Below are 17,785 nucleotides of genomic sequence, written 5' to 3'. Positions count from 1 at the left end.
GGCGGGGGTCGCGGGGGTGGTCTCACCAGTGTCCGCCTCCGGGGCGGAGACCGGCCACATCTTCTCGAAGGCCTCGCGCAGGGCCACGTGCTCCTCGCGCAGGCCGAACTCCTCGCCGCGGGCCAGGAGGGCGTACTCCACGCGGGTGCGGCCGTCGTCGCCGGTGCGGGCCCGGACCCACACGCGGCGGCGGCGGGTGAACAGGCTGACGGCCAGGCCGATCAGGGCGAGCACGGAGAACACGCCCACCCCCCACTTGCCGGCGTCGTAGTGGATGTCCAGGCCGACGTAGCGGCGCACGCCGTCGAGGCTGATGGAGCCCTTGCCGTCGGGCAACACGTGGGTCTGCCCCACGGACAGCGTGATGCCGCCGTTCTCCGACCTGCGGGAGTTCAGCTCGGTGAGCGTGGAGGTGTCCAGCACGTACACGTTCTGCGGGACGCCGGCGTCGAGGCCGAGGTCGCCCGAGTACGAGTTGAGGATCAGCTTGGGGTTGAGCGGCTCGGGGTCCACCGAGACCTCCACGCCCTGGCCCACGTCGGCGGCGGCGGGCATGAACTGGCCGACGAAGCCGAGCTGGTCGGGCCGCGCGTCGGGGGCCTTGATCACGGCGAGGGAGTTGAAGTTCTGGTCCGTCACGCGGGTGACCACGGGGCCCTGGAAGGCGATGTCCCCGTTGCCGTCCCGCACGGTGACCACGGGCGCGTAGCCGTTGCCGACCAGGTAGACCTTGGCTCCGTCGATCTCGAGGGGGTGGTTCACCTTGAGGACCTGCTCCTCGGGGTCGCCGCCGGTGCCGTGGCGGACCTCCATGACGGCGGTGTAGTCCAGCGGCGCACCCCAGTGGGTCTGGGACTGGCGCTCGAACGTCGCGTCGAAGGACTTCAGCGTGAGCTGGAAGGGCTGCAGGGACGCGGCGTCGAAGTACATGCCGGGCGTGAAGGAGTCGTAGGCCACGAGGTTGTTGGCGAACCCCTCCCCCTCCACGATGATCTTCTGCCCCGTGTACTTGGTCATGCCGCCGTAGGCCATGAAGGCGAGCACGCCGATCAGGGAGAAGTGGAACAGGATGTTGCCGATCTCCCGCAGGTAGCCGCGCTCGGCGCCCACGGACGCGCCGCCGGCCTCGGGGCGGAGCTCCACGCGGTAGCGCTTCCTCTTCAGCCACCGCTGGGCCTGGCGCACGGCTTCCTCGGGGGCCGGCCCGCCCGCCTCCAGGACGACGACGCCGGACTCCGGCAGGCGGCCGAGGTTGCGCGGGGTGCGGGCCGGGGGCTGGCGCAGCGCCTTCGTGTGCTTGAGCGCGCGCGGGAGCACGCATCCCACCAGGGAGATGAACAGCAGCAGGTAGATCGCGGAGAACCAGACGGACGTGTAGACGTCGAAGAACTGGAGGGCGTCCAGGATCGGGCCCCAGAACGGGTTGTCCTCGATCCACTGGTCCACGGCCTCGGGCCCGGCGCGGCGCTGCGGCACCAGGGAGCCGGGGACGGCGGCCACGGCCAGCAGCAGGAGGAGGAGCAGCGCGGTGCGCATGCTGGTGAGCTGGGTCCAGGCCCAGCGGAGGGTGCCGCCCACGCCCAGGGCGGGCAGGGTGACGTCGTCCCGGGTGCGGTTCCGGGGCGCGGGGTCCTTCGGGGCGGACGTGGAGCTCACAGGGGCATCACCCATTCGTTCTGGAACCAGGTCTGCAGCTGCACCATCCACTGGGTCCACAGCCCGGTGACCATGACGGCTCCGAGGAGGATCAGGACGGCGCCGCCGAACACCATGACGCCGCGGCGGTGGCGGCGGAAGAGGCCGAGGGCCCGCATGCCGCGCTCCACCCCGAAGGAGATGAGCACAAACGGCAGGCCCAGGCCGAGGCAGTACACGAACGCCAGCAGGGCGGCGCGGGCCACCGAGGACGAGTCCTGCGTGTAGGAGAGGGCGAACACGGCGGCCAGCGTCGGGCCGATGCACGGGGCCCAGCCGAGGCCGAAGGTCATGCCCAGCAGGGGCGCTCCGGTCAGGCCGGCGGCGGGCTTCACGTGGACCTTGCGCTCGGTCTGGAACCAGCGCAGCCCGCCCATGAACACCACGCCCATGAGGATCACGAGCACCCCGAGCAGCTGCATCACCCAGGAGAGGTCGCGCAGGATGCGGAACGCCACCTGCGCGAACAGGATGTTCATCACCATGAACACCACGGTGAACCCGAGGACGAACAGGGCGGCGCCGAGGGCCACACGGCCGCGCCGCGCACCGTCGAGGGCGGCGCCGCCGAGCCCGGAGACGTAGCCGAGGTAGCCGGGCACCAGGGGCAGCACGCAGGGCGAGAGGAAGCTGATCAGCCCGGCCAGGAACGCCACGGGGGCGGCCGCCAGCAGCGAGCCGTCCAGGGCGATCTCCGCGAACCGGTTGTCCTGCATGGGCGCGCCTCAGGCCTCGGCGACGACGGTGTCCAGCAGGGCGCGCAGGGTGCCCTCCTCGACGGCGCCGAGGACGCGGGCGGCCACCCGGCCCTGGCGGTCCAGCACGAGGGTGGAGGGCACGGCCTGCGGGGGCACGTAGTCGGACATCGCCAGCAGCACCGACCCGGAGGTGTCGTCCACGGAGGAGTAGGGAATGCCGAAGGTGCGCTCGAACGCCTGGGCGGTGGTGACGGTGTCCCGGACGTTCACACCGAGGAACCGCACCCCCTTCGGCTCGAACTCGCCGTGGAGCTTCACGAGGTGGGGGGCCTCGACGCGGCAGGGGGCGCACGCCGCGTACCAGAAGTTCAGCAGGGCGGGCTCGCCGCGGAGGGTCTCCCCGGAGACGGTCTCGCCGTCGAATCCGGCGGCGGAGAACTCCACGGGGGCGCCGCGCTGGTCGGCGGCGTACTCCACCACGGACCCGTCGCCGGCGATGTAGTTCTTGCCGCCCGCGTTGCCCGCCTGCTGGGCCAGGGAGTCGTCCGTGCCCGAGCAGGCCGCCAGCAGGGGCGCCAGGGCGGCGGCCGAGAGTCCGGCGAGCGCGGCGCGGCGGGAGGGACGGGGCGGGAACGGCATGGGGCTGGCACTCCGAGACGGGGACGGCTTGCGGCGGGATCCTGTCGAGTCTACGGCGCGGGCCCGACCCTGATGGAACCCTGGACGTCACACCGCCCCGGGGAGCGGCCCGGCGCTCAGGCCCCGGGGAGGGAGGAGGCGTCCTTCAGCAGGGCGGCGTTGGGCTCGTGGTATTCCACGCGCGGCAGGGCGCGGCCGTCCTCGAACACCAGGGAGGTGACGGAGGTCAGCGAGCACTCGCGCCGGCGCGGGTCGTGGGCCAGGGGGCGGCCCTCGACGGCCAGCCGGGTCACCCAGATCGGCAGCTGGTGGGAGACGAGGATCGCCTCGGCGCCCGGTCCCAGCGCGTCCACGGCCTCGTCCTTCACACGGTCGACGACGGCGAGCATGCGCGCGGCCTGCTGCCGGTAGGGCTCGCCCCAGGACGGGCGCAGCGGGTTCCGCAGCAGCGGCCAGAGGCGCGGGCTGCGGCGCAGGGTGGCGGCGACGTCGGACATACCCTCGAAGGTGTTCTCCGCCTCGATGAGGTCCTGCTCGGTGCGGAGCTGCGTGGCGAACGCCCCGGCGATCGGCGCGGCGGTCTGCTGGGCGCGCAGGAGCGGGGACGCGGCCACGATCGCGGGCCGGCGCTGGAGCTCGTTCGCCCGGTCCAGGAACCACTCGGCGACGCCGACGGCCATGCGCCGGCCCAGCTCGGACAGGCCGAAGCCGTCCAGCCGGCCGTAGAGCACGCGGTCGGGGTTGTGGACTTCTCCGTGGCGGACGAGGTGCACCGTGGCGAGGGTCTGCATGGGGCCAGTCTCCCAGACCGCCCCGGCCACCGGGCCGCGGCGCCGCCGGACCTCCCGTCCTGGCCCGCGCGCGCTAGCGTGGGCGGGAAGGAACCGCCCGCCCGACCCGTCCGGGTCAGGACCCCGAGGAGCACCATGTCCGGCACCGAGAACCCCAACCCCTACGGCCGCCCGGCGGGCCAGTCCGGCCCCCAGTGGCCGGACGCGGCCGCGCAGGCGCCCTACGGGCAGGCCCCCGACGCCTCCGCCCAGGCCCCATACGGCGCCCCGCCGCAGGGCTGGGGCGCCCCGCAGCAGTGGGGCGGCCAGCCCGGGTGGCCGGCGGCCGCCCCGGTGCCGGCGCGTCGTCCCGGCCCGATCAACGCCGCGTTCTGGCTGATCGTGTCGGCCGGCGTCGTCTTCCTGGCCTCCACGGTGCTGTCCGCCCTGGTGGCCACCTCCGATGCGGGCCGCCGGGAGCTGGAGGCCGCGATGACGAAGGTGTGGGGCGACTACGGCATGACGCCCGAGCAGATCCGGGAGTACCAGGACATGCTCCCGCAGATGATGCCGGTCATGGCGGGCGTGATGGTCGCCGTCGGCGTGCTGGCGCTGCTGGTGTACCTGCTGATCGCGTCCAAGATCCGCGGCGGCTCCCGGGCCGCCCGCACGGTCGGCACGGTGCTGGCCGTCCTGTCCGTCCTGATGGTGCTGGCCCCGCTGGCGTCCGGCCAGTTCTCCCCGCTGGACCTGCTCTGGTGTCTCCTCGGGGTCGCGGGCATCGCGACGGCCTACCGCAAGGAGGCTACAGAGTTCATGCGCCTGCGGGCCTGGGAGCGCGCCGCGCGCCGCTGAGTCAGGCGGCGGGGCCGTCCAGCAGTCGCCCGAGCCGCTGGGCGTCGACGCGCCAGAAGTCGCGTTGGACGCCGTCCACGAACAGCACCGGGACCTCCTCGGCGTAGGTCTCCAGGAGATCCGGGTGGGCGGGGCCGTCGACCCGCTCCCAGGCGGTGCCCCGCGCGTCGCAGACCTCGGCGACGACGGCCTCGGCCTCCGCGCAGAGGTGGCAGCCGGGCTTCACGAGGAGCTGGACGCGGGCGGCGGAGGCGGGCGGGGTCATCATGGCCGCCATGCTAGGCCCTCCCCCGGATGCGGCGAGGCCGCCCTCCCCGGAAGGGACGGGCGGCCTCGCGGAGCTCTCGACGAGCGGGCGTCACTTCTTGTTGCGACGCTGGTGGCGGGTCTTGCGAAGCAGCTTGCGGTGCTTCTTCTTCGCCATGCGCTTGCGGCGCTTCTTGATCACAGATCCCATGGGGACTCCTTGCGTCGGGGTGAGGGCCGGCGGGCGGGGCGACCGCGGGGGCCGCGGCATGCCTCACGCCGACCCGCATTCCACCGGATGTGGAACGCCGGAAAACGTTCTCGGCCACACTACCGGCCGGACCCCGGTTCAGTCGAACCAGGGATCCAGCCCGTGGATCGGGAACACCTCGCGGCGGGTGGCCATGATCGTCTGGTCCACGGGGTCGGCGGGGTCGTAGCCCACCTCCCAGGAACGCCACCACACGTCCGCGTCCTCGGTCATGGTGAGCGGGTAGCGGTCCTCCTCGGCCCCCTCGAACAGGGACATGTCCCCCTCGAGGTCGTCCGGGGTCAGGGAGCGCACGTGCTCCAGCCAGGACTCCGGCACGGGGGTGGAGGAGGGCACCGGCTGCCCGGTGACGGCGCCGATCAGGTGCGTCCACGCCCGCGGGACCACCCGGACGTGGTTGTAGCCGCCGCCCCCGGTGGCCAGCCAGCGGCCGTGGGCGTAGCGGTCCGCCCAGTCGCCGAGGTCGAAGGCGAGCTGCCGCTGCCCGTCCACGGACAGGCGGAGGTCCGCCAGGGGATCGCCGCGGTGGGCGTCGGCGCCGTGCTGGGTCACCAGCACGTCCGGCTGGAACGCGCCCAGCAGCTGGGGGACGACGGCGTGCACCGCGCGCAGGAACCCGGCGTCGCCGGTGCCCGGGGGCAGGGCCACGTTCACCGCGGTGCCCTCCGCCCCGGGGCCGCCGGTCTCGTTGGCGAAGCCCGTGCCGGGGAAGAGGCTGATGCCGGTCTCGTGCAGGGAGATCGTGAGCACGCGGGGGTCGTCGTAGAAGATCGACTGCGTGCCGTCGCCGTGGTGGGCGTCGACGTCCACGTAGGCCACGCGCTCTGCGCCCAGGTCCAGGAGGCGCTGGATGGCCACCGCGCAGTCGTTGTAGATGCAGAAGCCGGACGCCTTGGCGCGGGCGGCGTGGTGCATGCCGCCGGCCACGTTCACGGCGCGGGAGACCTCGCCGGACCAGACGGCCTCCGCGGCCACCAGGGAACCGCCGGCGATCCGCGCGGCGGACTCGTGCAGGTCCGGGAACGTGGGGCAGTCCTCCGAGCCCAGGCCGTGGGGCTCGTCCGCCTCCGCGTCCTCTCGGGAGGCGGCCCGGACTGCGGCGATGAACGCGGGGTCGTGCACCGTGGCCAGCTGCTCGTCCGTGGCCACCGGCGGCTGCAGGATCCGCACGTGCTCGGCGTCCAGCAGGCCCAGGGAGGAGGCGAGCCGATGCGTCAGGTCCAGGCGCAGGGGCGCCATGGGGTGCTGCGCGCTGAAGCGGTACTTCAGCAGGCTGGGGTCCCACACCACCGCGGAGGGGGCGGGCTGGCTGCAGTCAGACGTGGCGGAGGTCACGCTTCAGGGTAGATCCGCCGGGGGCCCCGGGGCCAACCCCTCCCCCGCCGGTGACCGGCGCATGACGACGCGCGGGGCCGCTCACGGGAGGATACTGGGGGCGGCCCGCTCGGGCCGTCCCGGGCCCGTGCGGCCCGCTCCCCGCTGACGGAAGGTGACCGCATGCCCTCGGGTGCGCTCTCCCCGGCGCGCCGCGTCGTGACGGCGGTGACCGGCGTCGTGGCCGGCTCCCCCGCCCGCGCGGCGCTATCCGCCTTCGCCCTGGGCGCCCTGCTGTTCACGGGGCTGCTCATGCTGCCGGCCGCGGCCACGGACGGGCGGGTGACGCCGCTGCACGACGCGATGTTCACGGCCGTGTCCGCGTTCTCCGTGACCGGCCTGACCACCCTGGACACGGCCGAGCACTGGACCCCGCTGGGTCAGGTGATCCTGCTGGCGGCCATGCAGATCGGCGGCCTGGGCATCCTCTCCATGGCGTCGCTGCTGACCCTGGCCGTGTCCCGGCACCTGGGCCTGCGGACCAAGCTGGCCACGCAGGAGTCCGGCATGACCACCGGCAACATGGGCGAGGTCGGCCACCTGCTCAAGGTCGTGGTCTTGACGGTGCTGACGTGCGAGGGCGCCCTGGCGGTGATCCTGGTGCCCCGGTTCGCCGCGCTCTCCGACTCCTGGGCCACCGGACTCTGGCAGGGCGTGTTCTACTCCGTCAGCGCCTTCAACAACGCCGGGTTCACCATCCACGAGGGCGGCACCGCCGCCTTCATGCACGACCCGGTGATCCTCACGGTGATCGCCGTCGGCGTGTTCGCCGGCGCTCTCGGCTTCCCCGTGGTCATGGTCCTCGTGGACAAGGGCTGGCGGTTCCGCTCCTGGAACCTGCACACCAAGCTCACCGTGGAGGTGACGCTCGTGCTGCTGGTCGTGGGCGCCGTCGCCCTGTTCTTCTTCGAGGCCGGCAACCCCGCCACCCACGGGGACATGGTGGTGGGCCAGCGGATCGGGCACTCGTTCTTCGGGTCGGTGATGACCCGCTCGGGCGGGTTCGCGATCGACGACACGAACTCGCACCGACCCGAGTCCCTGCTGCTCATGGATGCGCTGATGTTCGTGGGCGGCGGCTCCGCCTCCACCGCCGGCGGCATCAAGGTGACCACGCTGGCGGTGATGTTCCTGGCGATCGTGGCCGAGGCCCGCGGCGACAAGGAGGTCACCGTGCACGGGCGGACGATCGCCCCGGAGACCCTCCGCGTCGCGATCTCCGTGCTCGCGCTCGGCGCCACGCTCGTGCTCCTGGCCACCCTCGCCCTCGTCTCGATCGTGGACCAGCCGCTGCAGCGGCCCCTGTTCGAGGTGGTCTCCGCGTTCGGCACCTGCGGGCTCTCCGTGGGGGTCTCCGCGGAGACTCCGCCCGCCGGCAAGTACCTGTTGACGGCCATGATGTTCGCCGGCCGCGTCGGTACAATCACGTTCGCCGCGGCCCTGGCCCTGCGCCAGCGCCGCGTCCTCTACCGCTACCCCGTCGAGAGGCCGATCCTTGGCTGACCAGCCGCGCACCGACCCGAACGCCCCCGTGCTCGTGATCGGCCTGGGCCGCTTCGGCGCCGCCACGGCCGAGGAGCTGGTCACGCAGGGCCGGGAGGTCCTCGCCATCGAGCGGGACCCCGTGCTCGCCCAGCGCTTCGCCCCCACGCTCACGCACGTGGTGGAGGCGGACGCCACCGACGCCGAGGCCCTCCGCCAGCTGGGCGCCCAGGACTTCGACGTGGCCGTCGTCGGGGTGGGCACGTCCATCGAGGCCTCCGTGCTGATCACCGCGAACCTGGTGGACCTGGAGATCCCGCACATCTGGGTGAAGGCGATCTCCGACGCGCACGGCACGATCCTCAAGCGGATCGGCGCGCAGCACATCATCTTCCCGGAGAAGGACGCCGGCGTGCGCGCCGCGCACCTGGTGAACGGGCGGATGCTGGACTTCATCGAGTTCGACGACGACTTCGCGATCGTGAAGATGTACCCGCCCACGGAGACGGTCGGCTTCACCTTGGAAGAGTCCAACGTGCGCCAGAAGTACGGCGTGACCATCGTCGGCGTGAAGACCCCGGGCGAGGACTTCACCTACGCCCAGCCGCACACCCGCGTGGGCCCGCGGGACACGCTCATCGTGTCCGGGCACACCGACCTCATCGACCGGTTCGCCGCCCGTCCCTGAGCCGACCGGGGCAGGCGGTGCCGGCGCCGCTCAGGCGCCGTCTAGGGTGGCCGCATGCTGCTGCTGATCTTCGGGCCGCCGGCCGTGGGCAAGATGACCGTCGGACGAGCCGTCGCGGCGGCCTCCGACTTCCGGTTGTTCCACAACCACATGACCATCGAGCCCCTGCTCGAGGTGTTCGGCCACGGCACGGAGCCGTTCAACGTCCTCACAGACGAGTTCCGGATCCGCGTGATCGAGGAGGCCGCCAGGGCCGGCGTGGACCTGGCTTTCACGCTCGTCTGGGACGTGACGGATCCCGACGACGCCGAGTACGTGGCCCGGTGCGTCGCGGCCGCAGGCGATGACGCGGCGTTCGTCGAGCTGCGAGCGGATCTGGCGACGCGTCTGGAGCGCAACAGGACCGAGGAACGCCTCTTACACAAGCCTTCGAAGCGGAACCTGGAGTGGTCGGACGGCAACGTCCGGGAGATGGAAGCCACCTGGACGATGACCACGGCGGACGGCCCGGGAGCGGCGGAAGTGCTGCTGGGCGCCCACCCCCACCTGGGCCTGCAGACAGACGACCTCACGGCCGAGGAGACCGCCGAGCGGATCCTCGCGTGGCTCGCCGACGTCCGGGGCTGAGCCGCCGCCCGGCCCTGAGCCGGGGCACGGGCCGGGCGGCGCCGGCTGCGGTCAGGCGCCGAACTCGCGGCCCATCTCCTCGTCCCGCCTGGCGGCGGCGTCCATGGCGTCCGCCACGAGCCCGGCGAAGCCGCCGTCCTCGAACGCCGCGATGGCTCGCTCCGTGGTGCCGTTCGGGCTCATGACCGCACGGCGCAGCCCCTCGGCGGTCTGCTCGCCGGAGGTCACCGCATCCACCAGCATGGCGCCGGCGCCCTTCACGGTGGCCGCGGCCATGGCCTCGGCCGCCTCGGCGGACAGGCCCAGCTCCACGGCGTGCGCGGCGATCGCCTCCGCCAGCAGGAACACGTAGGCGGGGGCAGAGCCCGACGCCGCGACGACGGCCGGCAGCTGCTCCTCCGACACCGGCACCACCACGCCGGAGCCGGAGAACAGCGACTCCACCAGCGCGCGCTGGTCCGCGGTGACGCCCGCGGCGGGGGCCACGCCCACCACGCCAGAGCCCACGGTCAGCGGCGTGTTCGGCATGGTCCGCACCAGCGGCTGGCCCTCAGGCAGGGCCCCGGCGAGGGTCTCGGCGCGCACGCCCGCGGCCACCGAGACCACCACGGCCTCCGGGCGCAGGGCGGGGGCGATCTGCCGGGCCGTCACCACGATGTCCTTGGGCTTCACGCCCAGCAGCACCACGTCCGCCTCGGCCACGGCGGTCAGGTTCGCGTCCACGTCCTGCTCCCCGGAGAGCACCCGCACGCCCGGGAACCGGTTCCCCTTGGCCTGGGCCGAGGCGGCGGTGCGCGTGGTGGCGACGACGCGCTCCGGCGTCGTCACCGACGCGGCCAGCAGGCCCGTGAGGATGGCGCCGGTCATGGAGCCGAGGCCGAGGATCGCGATGCGGGGCTGGGCGGTCATGGGGTTCCTTCCGGGGACGGGGTTCAGGACTCGTGCCGGCCGGACTGATCGTTCTGGCCGAGGTGCTCGCGCGCGAACGCGAGCGAGGCGGACAGCTTCTCCTCGCGCTGGCCGGCGTACTCGACGCCGCGCGTGCCGACCTCCACGCACACCGTGCCGGCCAGGCCCTCCCGGCCGAGGAAGCGCAGGGACTCGGCCACGTTCTGCGTGCCCTCGCCGGGCACCAGATGCGCGTCCTTGGTCCCGTCCACGCCGTCGGTGAGGTGGACGTGGCGCAGCCGCCCACCGAGGCCGCGGATGTTCGCCAGGGAGTCCTCCCGCGCGATCGCCGCGTGGGAGAAGTCCCAGGTCACGTGCTCGTAGGGCTCCGGCACCGGGTCCCAGTGGGGCAGGTACATGGTGAGGTCGCGGCCGTGCGCCCGCCACGGGTACATGTTCTCCACGGCGATCACGACACCGGTGGCCTCCATGATCTCCGCGGTGCGCCGGGCGAACTGCGACGCGTAGCTCCCCTGCCAGCGGAACGGCGGATGGGCCACCACGGTGACGGCCCCCACCGCCCGGGCCAGCTCCACGGAGCGCACGATCTTGGACCACGCCGAACCCCACACCTGCTGGGTGAACAGCAGCGTGGGCGCGTGGATCGAGTCGATCCGCATGCCCGTGCGCTCGGACAGCCGGGCCAGGGCGCGGGCGTCCTGGCTGGTCGCGTTGTGCGTGACCATGACCTCCACGCCGTCGTACCCGAGGTCCGCGGCCGTGGCGAACACGTCCTGCGTGCCCAGGGGGAACACCGACGACGACGACAGCGTCACCGGGATCTCCGCGCCGAACCGGGGTGCGGGGGCCAGGTGGGCGGTGGAGACCAGCGGCGGCTCCAGGTGGCGCCCGTGGGGGTCCCACGGGCGGGAGCCGGCGCCGGAGGGCCCCGTCATGTCAGCGCACCCCCAGGCTGAGCCCCGGCAGCAGGGAGTCGGTGTTGAGGTTCACGTGCCCGACCCCGAGGCCGTCCTCGCGGGTCAGGTGGCCCTCCAGCATGAGGGCGTCCAGGCGGTTGAGGATCAGACCCTCGCGCAGGGCCCACGGGCAGATCTCCAGCTGGACCACGCCGAAGGTGCGCATGGCCGCGAGCGCCACGAGCGCGCCGGCCAGCACCTGCGGGGCGCGGACCTCGGAGACGCCGGGCAGCTCGGCCCGCTGCTCCCAGGTCATGGCGGCCAGGCGGTTGACCCAGAGCTGGAGGTCGTCCGCCCGGAGGTGTCGCTTCACGTGCGGGCCGGCCGCCGAGGGCGCCGCGCCGGTGAGCCGGGCCAGGGAGCGGAAGGTCTTGGAGGTCGCCGTGACCACGTAGGGGGCCTCGAGCGGCGGGAAGTCCGCGAAGACCGCCTCGATCTCGCGGCTGGCGTGCTTGTGGAGCTTCTTCACGGCCTTGGGGCTGGGCGGGTCGTCCGGGAGGCGCTCGCGCGTGAGCCGGCCGGCGCCGAGCGGCAGTGAGACGGCGTGGCTGGGCAGCTCGTCCTGGCCGTAGGCGATCTCGAAGGAGCCGCCGCCGATGTCGAAGTTCAGGATGGAGCCCACGCCCCAACCCTGCCAGCGGCGCACGGCGAAGTACGTCATGGACGCCTCCTGCTCGCCGGAGAGCTCGGAGAGGTGCACACCCGTCTCCGCCTCCACCCGGGCCAGCACGGCCGGGCCGTTCTCCGCCTCGCGGATGGCCGAGGTGCAGAAGGAGATCATGTCCTCCGCGCGGTGCTCCTCGGCGAAGGCCACGGCCTCGCCGATGAAGCCGACCAGCTCGTCCTGGCCCTCCTCGTTGATCGCGCCGGACTCGTCCAGGTAGCGGATCAGCGGTAGGGAGCGCTTGTGCTCCGCGTAGGGGGTCGGCCGCGCGCCGGCGCGGGCCTCCACCAGGAGCAGGTGGACCGTGTTGGACCCGATGTCCAGGACGCCCAGGCGCACGGGTCAGGCCTTCTTGCGCGTGGTGGTGGACGTCGTCGTCTTCTTGGCGGCGGGCTTGCGGGCGGCGGGCTTCTTGGCCGCCGGCTTCTTCGCCGGGCCCTTGGCGCGCTTGTCCGCGAGCAGCTGGTAGGCCTCCTCGGCCGTGAGCTCCTCGGGGGCGCGGCCGCGGGGCACGGTGATGTTGGTGACGCCGTCCGTGACGTACGGACCGAACCGGCCCTCCTTCACGGTGACCTTCTTGCCGGAGACCGGGTCCTCGCCGAACTCGGCCAGCGGCGGCTTGGCGGTGCCGCGGCCGCGCTGCTTCGGCTGGGCGTAGATCTCGAGGGCCTGCTCCTGCGTGATGCTGAAGATCTGGTCCTCGGACTCCAGGGAGCGCGAGTCGGTGCCCTTCTTCAGGTACGGGCCGAACCGGCCGTTCTGCGCGGTGATGACCTCGCCCTCGGCGTCGGCGCCGACGATGCGCGGCAGGGACATCAGCTGGAGCGCCTGCTCCAGGGTGACGGTGTCCACGGACATCGTCTTGAACAGGGAGCCGGTGCGGGGCTTCTCCTTGGCCGGCTTCTTCTTCGGCTTGGGCTTGCCGTTCTTGTAGTACTCGGTGGGCTGGGCGTCGAGCCAGGCCTGCAGCTCCTCCTCGCCCATCTCCGGGATCACCTCGGTGACGTACGGCCCGTACCGGCCGTCCTTGGCGACGACGGTCCGCCCGGTCTCCGGGTCCACGCCGAGCTCGCGCTCGTCCGCGCCGCCGGCGGCCATGAGCTCCTCCGCCTTGGCGGGGGTGAGCTCGTCCGGGGCGAGGTCCTCGGGCACGTTGGCGCGCTCGGGCGCGGTGCCCTCGGCGGCGCCCTCGGGGAGGCGGCGCTCCAGGTAGGGGCCGTACTGGCCCACGCGCAGGGTGATGTCCTCGGTGACGGGCAGGGAGTTGACCTGCCGGGCGTCGATCTCGCCGAGGTTCTCCACCACGTGCTTCAGGCCCTCGACGCCCTTCTGCGTGTCCGCGGAGTCCGCGCCGAAGTAGAAGGTCTGCAGCCATGCCTCGCGGGCCAGCTCGCCGGCGGCGATCCGGTCGAGGTCGTCCTCCATGCGCGCCGTGAAGTCGTAGTCCACGTACTTCGCGAAGTAGTCCTCGAGCAGGCCGATCACGGCGAACGCGGTCCAGGACGGGACCAGGGCGCTGCCGCGCTTGGACACGTAGCCGCGGTCCATGATCGTGGAGATCGTGGGCGCGTAGGTGGACGGGCGGCCGATCTCGCGGCGCTCCAGCTCGGCGACGATCGAGGCCTCCGTGTAGCGGGCGGGCGGGGTGGTCTCGTGGCCCGTGGGCTGGATGGGGGCGCCGGTGAGGGTCTCGCCCTCCGCCACCTGCGGCAGGCGGCGGTCCTTGGCGTCCTTCTCCTCCTCGGGCTCGGCGTCCCGGCCCTCCTCGTAGGCGTCGAGGAAGCCCTTGAAGGTGATCACGGTGCCGGAGGCGGCGAACTGGGCGGTGCGGCCGTCCTCGGCCTGCGCGGAGAAGCGCAGGGTGGCGGTGTAGCCCTTGGCGTCGGCCATCTGGGAGGCCACGGTGCGCTTCCAGATCAGCTCGTACAGGCGGAACTCGTCCGGACGCAGCTCCGCCTTGACCTGGGCGGGCGTGCGGAAGGAGTCGCCGGCGGGGCGGATGGCCTCGTGGGCCTCCTGCGCGTTCTCGGTGCGCTTGGCGTAGACGCGCGGCTGGGCCGGCACGGACTCCTGGCCGTAGAGCTCGGTGGCCTGCCTCCGGGCGGCCTGCACGGCCTCCTGGGAGAGGTTCACCGAGTCGGTGCGCATGTAGGTGATGTAGCCGTTCTCGTAGAGGCGCTGGGCGACCTGCATGGTCACCCGCGCGCTCATGCGCAGCTTGCGGGAGGCCTCCTGCTGCAGCGTGGAGGTGGTGAACGGGGCGGCCGGACGGCGGGTGTACGGCTTGTCCTCCACGGAGTCCACCGTGAAGTCCTTGCCGTCCAGGCCCTCGGCCAGCGACGCCGCCGCGGCCTCGTCGAGGTGCGCCACCTTCTTGCCGGCGGACTCCTTGAGGCGCCCGGCGTCGTCGAAGTCGCGGCCCGTGGCCACGCGCGCCCCGTCCACCGTGGACAGGCGGGCGGTGAAGGAGGAGCCGGCGGCGCCGTCGGCCTTCGCGTCCGGGCCCACGGTGAAGGTGCCCTCCACTCCCCAGTACTGCGCGGCCACGAACGCCATGCGCTCGCGCTCGCGCTCCACCACCAGGCGGGTGGCCACCGACTGCACGCGGCCGGCGGACAGGCCGCGGGAGACCTTGCGCCACAGCACCGGGGAGAGCTCGTAGCCGAAGAGGCGGTCCAGGATGCGGCGGGTCTCCTGGGCGTCCACCAGGTGGGTGTCCAGCTCGCGGATGCTCTCCAGGCCGCGGCGCACGCCCTCCTTGGTGATCTCGCCGAAGGTCATGCGGTACACGGGGACCTTGGGCTTGAGCGTGTCCAGCAGGTGCCACGCGATGGCCTCGCCCTCGCGGTCCGCATCGGTGGCCAGGTAGAGGGCCTCGGCGTCCTTGAGCTCGCGCTTGAGCTCGGTGACCTTCTTCTTCTTGTCCGGGTGCACCACGTAGTACGGGGTGAAGCCGTGCTCCGTGTCCACCGCGAACTTGCCGTACGGGCCCTTCTTCATGTCCGCGGGCAGGTCCGAGGGCTTGGGGAGGTCGCGGATATGCCCCACGGACGAGTCCACCACCCAGCCCTCGCCGACCGCGTTGAGGTACTTCGCGATCGACTTGCTCTTGGCCGGGGACTCCACGATGACCAGCTTCTTGCCCTGGGGCACGGAGCTGGACGTCGACGCGGATGCAGTGGGCACGGGGGGTTCCTCCTCGGACGGACGGGCACGGGACCGCCGGACGGCGGGCCTGCGCGCCGTCATCCTATGGTCCAGTCCCCCCACACTAGCCACACCGGCGGGACCCGACCCCGCCCCGGACGCTCAGGCCTCGAGCAGGAAGCCGTCCTCATGGAGCTCCCGGACGGCCGCCAGCAGTCCGGCTCGGCCGGCGTCGTCCAGCTCCAGCAGGGCCGCCACCGCGCCGACCAGCTGCCCCACGGACAGCTCGCCGTCGCTGGCGGACAGGACACCCGCCGTGGCGGTGTCCAGGCGAGCGGTGCGCCGGAAGCCCGCGCCCTGACGGGCCAGGATGACCTCCGGATGCTCGGCGCCGAACCGGGAGTGCCGCTCCTCCGTGACGTCCTCGGCCACGCGCAGGTGCAGGCCGCGCAGCGCGGCCAGGGCGGGGTCACCGGTGACGACGGCGTCGGTCGCCCCCGCCTCCGGTCCGGCGGCGAGCCGGTCCCGGCGGGCGACGGCGGCCGCCCAGGCCGTGCCGAGGGCCTCGTCGAGCGGCTGGGTCAGCTCCTCGGCGACCGTCCACGCCCGGCCCTGCGAGCCGTCCGCGGCGGGGCGGCGCAGCCACACGTGCCCGAAGCCCACCCCGGTGACCCCGCGGGCCGCGAAGTCGTCCAGGTAGCCGCGGTACGCGGCCTCGTAGGCGGCCGGGTCCAGCTCGAGGGACGAGTCCTGCAGCCACGTCTCGGCGTAGCCGGCCGGGTCCTGCCGGTCCCGCTGGACGAACCACGCCTGCATCCCGGGGCCCACCCAGGACCGGGGGCGCGCATCCCAGGCGGGAGCGGCGTCGTCTCCCGCGGGGACCTCGGCCGCTCCTGCGGGAATCTCCCAGTTGGCGAGCAGCTGCGCGGTGCCGCCCTCGGCGAGGTGCTCCGGCAGGGCGGCGATCAGCTCGGCGACGAGTCGATCCCCCTCGCGGCCTCCGTCCCGGTAGGTGAGCACGGGGGCGTCGGGATCGGTGCGCGGGGTGATGACGAACGGCGGATTGGAGACGACCAGGTCGAACCGCTCCCCCGCCACCGGCTCGAGCAGGTCCCCGGCGGCCAGGCGGACCCGATCCTCCAGGCGCTCCCGGTCCAGGCGGAGGACGTCCGCGTTGAGCAGGAGGTTGAACCGGGTGAAGTCGAGGGCGCGCTCGGAGAGGTCCGTGGCGGTGACGTGCTCGGCGTGGGCCAGCAGGTGAAGGGTCTGGACGCCGCAGCCCACGCCCAGGTCCAGGGCCCGGGCGACCGGCCGGCGCTGCGTGGCCCCGGCCAGCGTGAGGGAGGCCCGGCCGATGCCGAGCACGTGGTCCTCCGGCAGCGGTCCGCGGCGCTGCAGCGCGGTCTGGTCCGAGGCCACCCACATCGGCCCGGGCTCGTCCGCGGCATAGGGCGAGAGGTCCACGGTGGCGCGTGCCCTCTCGGCTCCCGTATCGGCCCCGTCGAGGACGACGAGCCCCGCCTCCACGGCCCCGTCCAGCCCCAGCGCGGGCAGGGCGGCGGCGAGGTCGGCCGCGGGGACGGGGTCGCCCAGCATAAAGGCGCCGACCACCGCGGCCAGCGGGCGGGAGGCGGCGGCGGCATCGCGCGCGGCGGGCGCGGCGAGGACCCCGGCGACCACGCGGCGCGCGGCCACGGCGTGCTCGCGGTCCAGGGCCGCGGTGGCCACAGGTCCGAGCAGCGTCTCCACGACGTCGGTCGTGTACGGCAGGGCGGTGAGGTCGGCCGCGAGTGCGGCGGCCGCGGCGGGGCTCAGGTGCGGGGCGGGCAGGCTCATGCGGGGGTCCTCTCGAGGCAGCGGGGGCAGACGTGGTCGAGGTGGGCGGCCACGCAGTCCGGGCAGCGCACCTGAAGGGTGGTGCAGGCGGGGTCGGCGCAGTTGGCCAGGTGGGACGTGGCCCCGCCGCAGGTGACGCACCGGCCGAGCGTCTCCGCGCCGTCGGTGAAGGCCAGGGAGAGGCGGCGGTCGAACACGGCGAGGCGTCCGTGCCAGAGCCCGGCGTCGCCGTGGGCCTCGCCGTAGCGGACGATCCCGCCGTCGAGCTGGTAGACCTCGGAGAATCCGCGGTCCTTGAGCAGCGCGGAGAGCACCTTGCAGCGGACGCCGCCCGTGCAGTACGTGACCACGGGCTGGTCCTTGAGGTGGTCGAGGGAGCCGGAGTCCACGGCCTCCAGCAGGTCGCGCGTGGTGTGCGCCGCCGGGATGACGGCGTCCTCGAACCGGCCGATGGCGGCCTCCACGCTGTTGCGCCCGTCGAGGAAGCGGACGGGGCGCCCCTGGGCGGCACGCTCGGCCACGAGGGCGTGGAGCTGATCCGCGGGCAGGTGCTCGCCGGTGCCGACGACGCCGTGCTCGTCCACGCGGATCCGTTCGGGGGCGCCGAAGGCCACCAGCTCGGGGCGGACCTTCACGGACAGCCGCGGGAAGTCCGCGGCCGAGCCGTCCGACCACGTCACCTCCAGGCCCCGGAACGCCGGGTGCTCGCGGGTGCCGCGGACGTAGCGCTTCACCGCCTCCGCGGGCCCGCCGACGGTGCCGTTGATGCCCTGCGGGGAGACGATGATCCGCCCGGCCAGCCCGAGGGAGACGGCCAGGGTCCGCTGCCACAGCCGCACGGCCTCCGGGTCGGCCAGGGGCGTGAACCGGTAGTACAGCGCGATCCGGCCCGGCCCTCCGGGGGCGGGCCGGATCGCGCTGTACTACC

17 protein-coding genes are annotated in these 17,785 nt (G+C 73.4%); 4 read left to right on the top strand and 13 right to left on the bottom strand.

Translation table 11 applies throughout. The features are described from left to right. The 4 genes from MHY29_RS06705 to MHY29_RS06690 form a co-directional block, all read right to left on the bottom strand. On the bottom strand, window positions 1-1,671 hold a 1,671-nt coding region (locus tag MHY29_RS06705; RefSeq protein ID WP_370643465.1), incomplete at its 3' end, for a cytochrome c biogenesis protein ResB. Next, complete coding sequence (locus MHY29_RS06700; protein ID WP_239239206.1) at window positions 1,653-2,411, bottom strand: cytochrome c biogenesis CcdA family protein; 759 nt, start codon at window positions 2,409-2,411, stop codon at window positions 1,653-1,655. The genes MHY29_RS06705 and MHY29_RS06700, both read right to left, overlap by 19 nt. A 9-nt stretch (window positions 2,412-2,420) precedes the next feature. After that, window positions 2,421-3,032: a TlpA disulfide reductase family protein gene (locus MHY29_RS06695; protein ID WP_224356502.1), complete on the bottom strand. Its 612-nt coding sequence runs from the start codon at window positions 3,030-3,032 to the stop codon at window positions 2,421-2,423. Window positions 3,033-3,148: 116 nt separating this feature from the next. Continuing rightward, window positions 3,149-3,823, bottom strand: a complete 675-nt coding sequence (locus MHY29_RS06690; RefSeq protein WP_239239188.1) for a histidine phosphatase family protein — start codon at window positions 3,821-3,823, stop codon at window positions 3,149-3,151. Window positions 3,824-3,958: 135 nt separating this feature from the next. Here MHY29_RS06690 and MHY29_RS06685 point away from each other — a divergent pair, with 135 nt between their 5' ends. Beyond that, window positions 3,959-4,657 carry a hypothetical protein gene (locus MHY29_RS06685; protein ID WP_239239185.1) on the top strand — a complete coding sequence of 233 codons (699 nt, stop codon included), beginning with the start codon at window positions 3,959-3,961 and terminating at the stop codon, window positions 4,655-4,657. A gap of 1 nt (window position 4,658) precedes the next feature. On the opposite strand, the gene MHY29_RS06680 is transcribed toward MHY29_RS06685, so the two are convergent. The 3 genes from MHY29_RS06680 to MHY29_RS06670 form a co-directional block, all read right to left on the bottom strand. Continuing rightward, window positions 4,659-4,925 (bottom strand): glutaredoxin family protein, encoded by a 267-nt coding sequence (locus MHY29_RS06680; protein ID WP_370643464.1) that lies wholly within the window; start codon window positions 4,923-4,925, stop codon window positions 4,659-4,661. Window positions 4,926-5,015: 90 nt separating this feature from the next. Next, entirely contained in the window at window positions 5,016-5,114 is a 99-nt protein-coding gene (locus MHY29_RS06675) for a 30S ribosomal protein bS22 (RefSeq protein ID WP_003792170.1), read from the bottom strand. A 138-nt stretch (window positions 5,115-5,252) separates the two neighbouring features. Continuing rightward, a complete protein-coding gene (locus tag MHY29_RS06670) occupies window positions 5,253-6,446 on the bottom strand; it encodes an acetoin utilization protein AcuC (protein ID WP_370643467.1) in 1,194 nt (397 codons plus the stop codon). 225 nt (window positions 6,447-6,671) lie between these two features. On the opposite strand from MHY29_RS06670, the gene MHY29_RS06665 reads away from it, so the two are divergent. Genes MHY29_RS06665 through MHY29_RS06655 form a run of 3 tightly spaced genes read left to right on the top strand, consistent with a single transcriptional unit; the run spans window position 6,672 to window position 9,345 of the window. After that, window positions 6,672-8,051: a TrkH family potassium uptake protein gene (locus MHY29_RS06665; RefSeq protein ID WP_239239182.1), complete on the top strand. Its 1,380-nt coding sequence runs from the start codon at window positions 6,672-6,674 to the stop codon at window positions 8,049-8,051. Further along, window positions 8,044-8,718 (top strand): TrkA family potassium uptake protein, encoded by a 675-nt coding sequence (locus MHY29_RS06660; RefSeq protein ID WP_224356498.1) that lies wholly within the window; start codon window positions 8,044-8,046, stop codon window positions 8,716-8,718. Before MHY29_RS06665 ends, MHY29_RS06660 begins: the two co-directional genes overlap by 8 nt. Before the next feature lie 54 nt (window positions 8,719-8,772). Next, complete coding sequence (locus MHY29_RS06655; protein ID WP_224356497.1) at window positions 8,773-9,345, top strand: AAA family ATPase; 573 nt, start codon at window positions 8,773-8,775, stop codon at window positions 9,343-9,345. Window positions 9,346-9,396: 51 nt separating this feature from the next. Here the strand turns inward: MHY29_RS06655 and proC are convergent, their stop codons facing one another. The 6 genes from proC to MHY29_RS06625 form a co-directional block, all read right to left on the bottom strand. Further along, a complete protein-coding gene (proC, locus tag MHY29_RS06650; RefSeq protein ID WP_224356496.1) occupies window positions 9,397-10,254 on the bottom strand; it encodes a pyrroline-5-carboxylate reductase in 858 nt (285 codons plus the stop codon). Window positions 10,255-10,277: 23 nt separating this feature from the next. Beyond that, entirely contained in the window at window positions 10,278-11,189 is a 912-nt protein-coding gene (locus MHY29_RS06645) for a sugar phosphate isomerase/epimerase (RefSeq protein ID WP_224356495.1), read from the bottom strand. A 1-nt stretch (window position 11,190) separates the two neighbouring features. Next, window positions 11,191-12,213: a Ppx/GppA family phosphatase gene (locus tag MHY29_RS06640; protein ID WP_239239179.1), complete on the bottom strand. Its 1,023-nt coding sequence runs from the start codon at window positions 12,211-12,213 to the stop codon at window positions 11,191-11,193. Window positions 12,214-12,216: 3 nt separating this feature from the next. Next, window positions 12,217-15,060, bottom strand: coding sequence for a type I DNA topoisomerase (topA, locus tag MHY29_RS06635; protein ID WP_239239176.1), 2,844 nt, complete (start codon window positions 15,058-15,060; stop codon window positions 12,217-12,219). A 123-nt stretch (window positions 15,061-15,183) separates the two neighbouring features. Then, the gene (locus MHY29_RS06630; RefSeq protein ID WP_239239173.1) at window positions 15,184-16,857 is read right to left on the bottom strand and encodes a methyltransferase; all 1,674 of its coding nucleotides are present in this window, start codon (window positions 16,855-16,857) and stop codon (window positions 15,184-15,186) included. Next, entirely contained in the window at window positions 16,854-17,771 is a 918-nt protein-coding gene (locus MHY29_RS06625) for a rhodanese-related sulfurtransferase (RefSeq protein WP_370643466.1), read from the bottom strand. The genes MHY29_RS06630 and MHY29_RS06625 overlap by 4 nt, the downstream gene beginning before the upstream one ends. Window positions 17,772-17,785 lie beyond the last annotated feature (14 nt).

The organism is Micrococcus sp. ACRRV, assembly GCF_022346985.1.
Classification (GTDB): Bacteria; Actinomycetota; Actinomycetes; order Actinomycetales; family Micrococcaceae; genus Micrococcus; species Micrococcus porci.
Note: the sequence above shows the minus strand (reverse complement) of the source record. Positions and strands in the feature narration are given on the sequence as shown.

Bases quoted from the DNA above. Each gene is read 5' to 3' on its own strand.
- MHY29_RS06700 (WP_239239206.1), bottom strand. From the start codon at position 2,411: ATGCAGGACAACCGGTTCGCGGAGATCGCCCTGGACGGCTCGCTGCTG.
- MHY29_RS06695 (WP_224356502.1), bottom strand. From the start codon at position 3,032: ATGCCGTTCCCGCCCCGTCCCTCCCGCCGCGCCGCGCTCGCCGGACTC.
- MHY29_RS06690 (WP_239239188.1), bottom strand. From the start codon at position 3,823: ATGCAGACCCTCGCCACGGTGCACCTCGTCCGCCACGGAGAAGTCCAC.
- MHY29_RS06685 (WP_239239185.1), top strand. From the start codon at position 3,959: ATGTCCGGCACCGAGAACCCCAACCCCTACGGCCGCCCGGCGGGCCAG.
- MHY29_RS06680 (WP_370643464.1), bottom strand. From the start codon at position 4,925: ATGATGACCCCGCCCGCCTCCGCCGCCCGCGTCCAGCTCCTCGTGAAG.
- MHY29_RS06675 (WP_003792170.1), bottom strand. From the start codon at position 5,114: ATGGGATCTGTGATCAAGAAGCGCCGCAAGCGCATGGCGAAGAAGAAG.
- MHY29_RS06665 (WP_239239182.1), top strand. From the start codon at position 6,672: ATGCCCTCGGGTGCGCTCTCCCCGGCGCGCCGCGTCGTGACGGCGGTG.
- MHY29_RS06655 (WP_224356497.1), top strand. From the start codon at position 8,773: ATGCTGCTGCTGATCTTCGGGCCGCCGGCCGTGGGCAAGATGACCGTC.
- proC (WP_224356496.1), bottom strand. From the start codon at position 10,254: ATGACCGCCCAGCCCCGCATCGCGATCCTCGGCCTCGGCTCCATGACC.
- MHY29_RS06645 (WP_224356495.1), bottom strand. From the start codon at position 11,189: ATGACGGGGCCCTCCGGCGCCGGCTCCCGCCCGTGGGACCCCCACGGG.
- MHY29_RS06630 (WP_239239173.1), bottom strand. From the start codon at position 16,857: ATGAGCCTGCCCGCCCCGCACCTGAGCCCCGCCGCGGCCGCCGCACTC.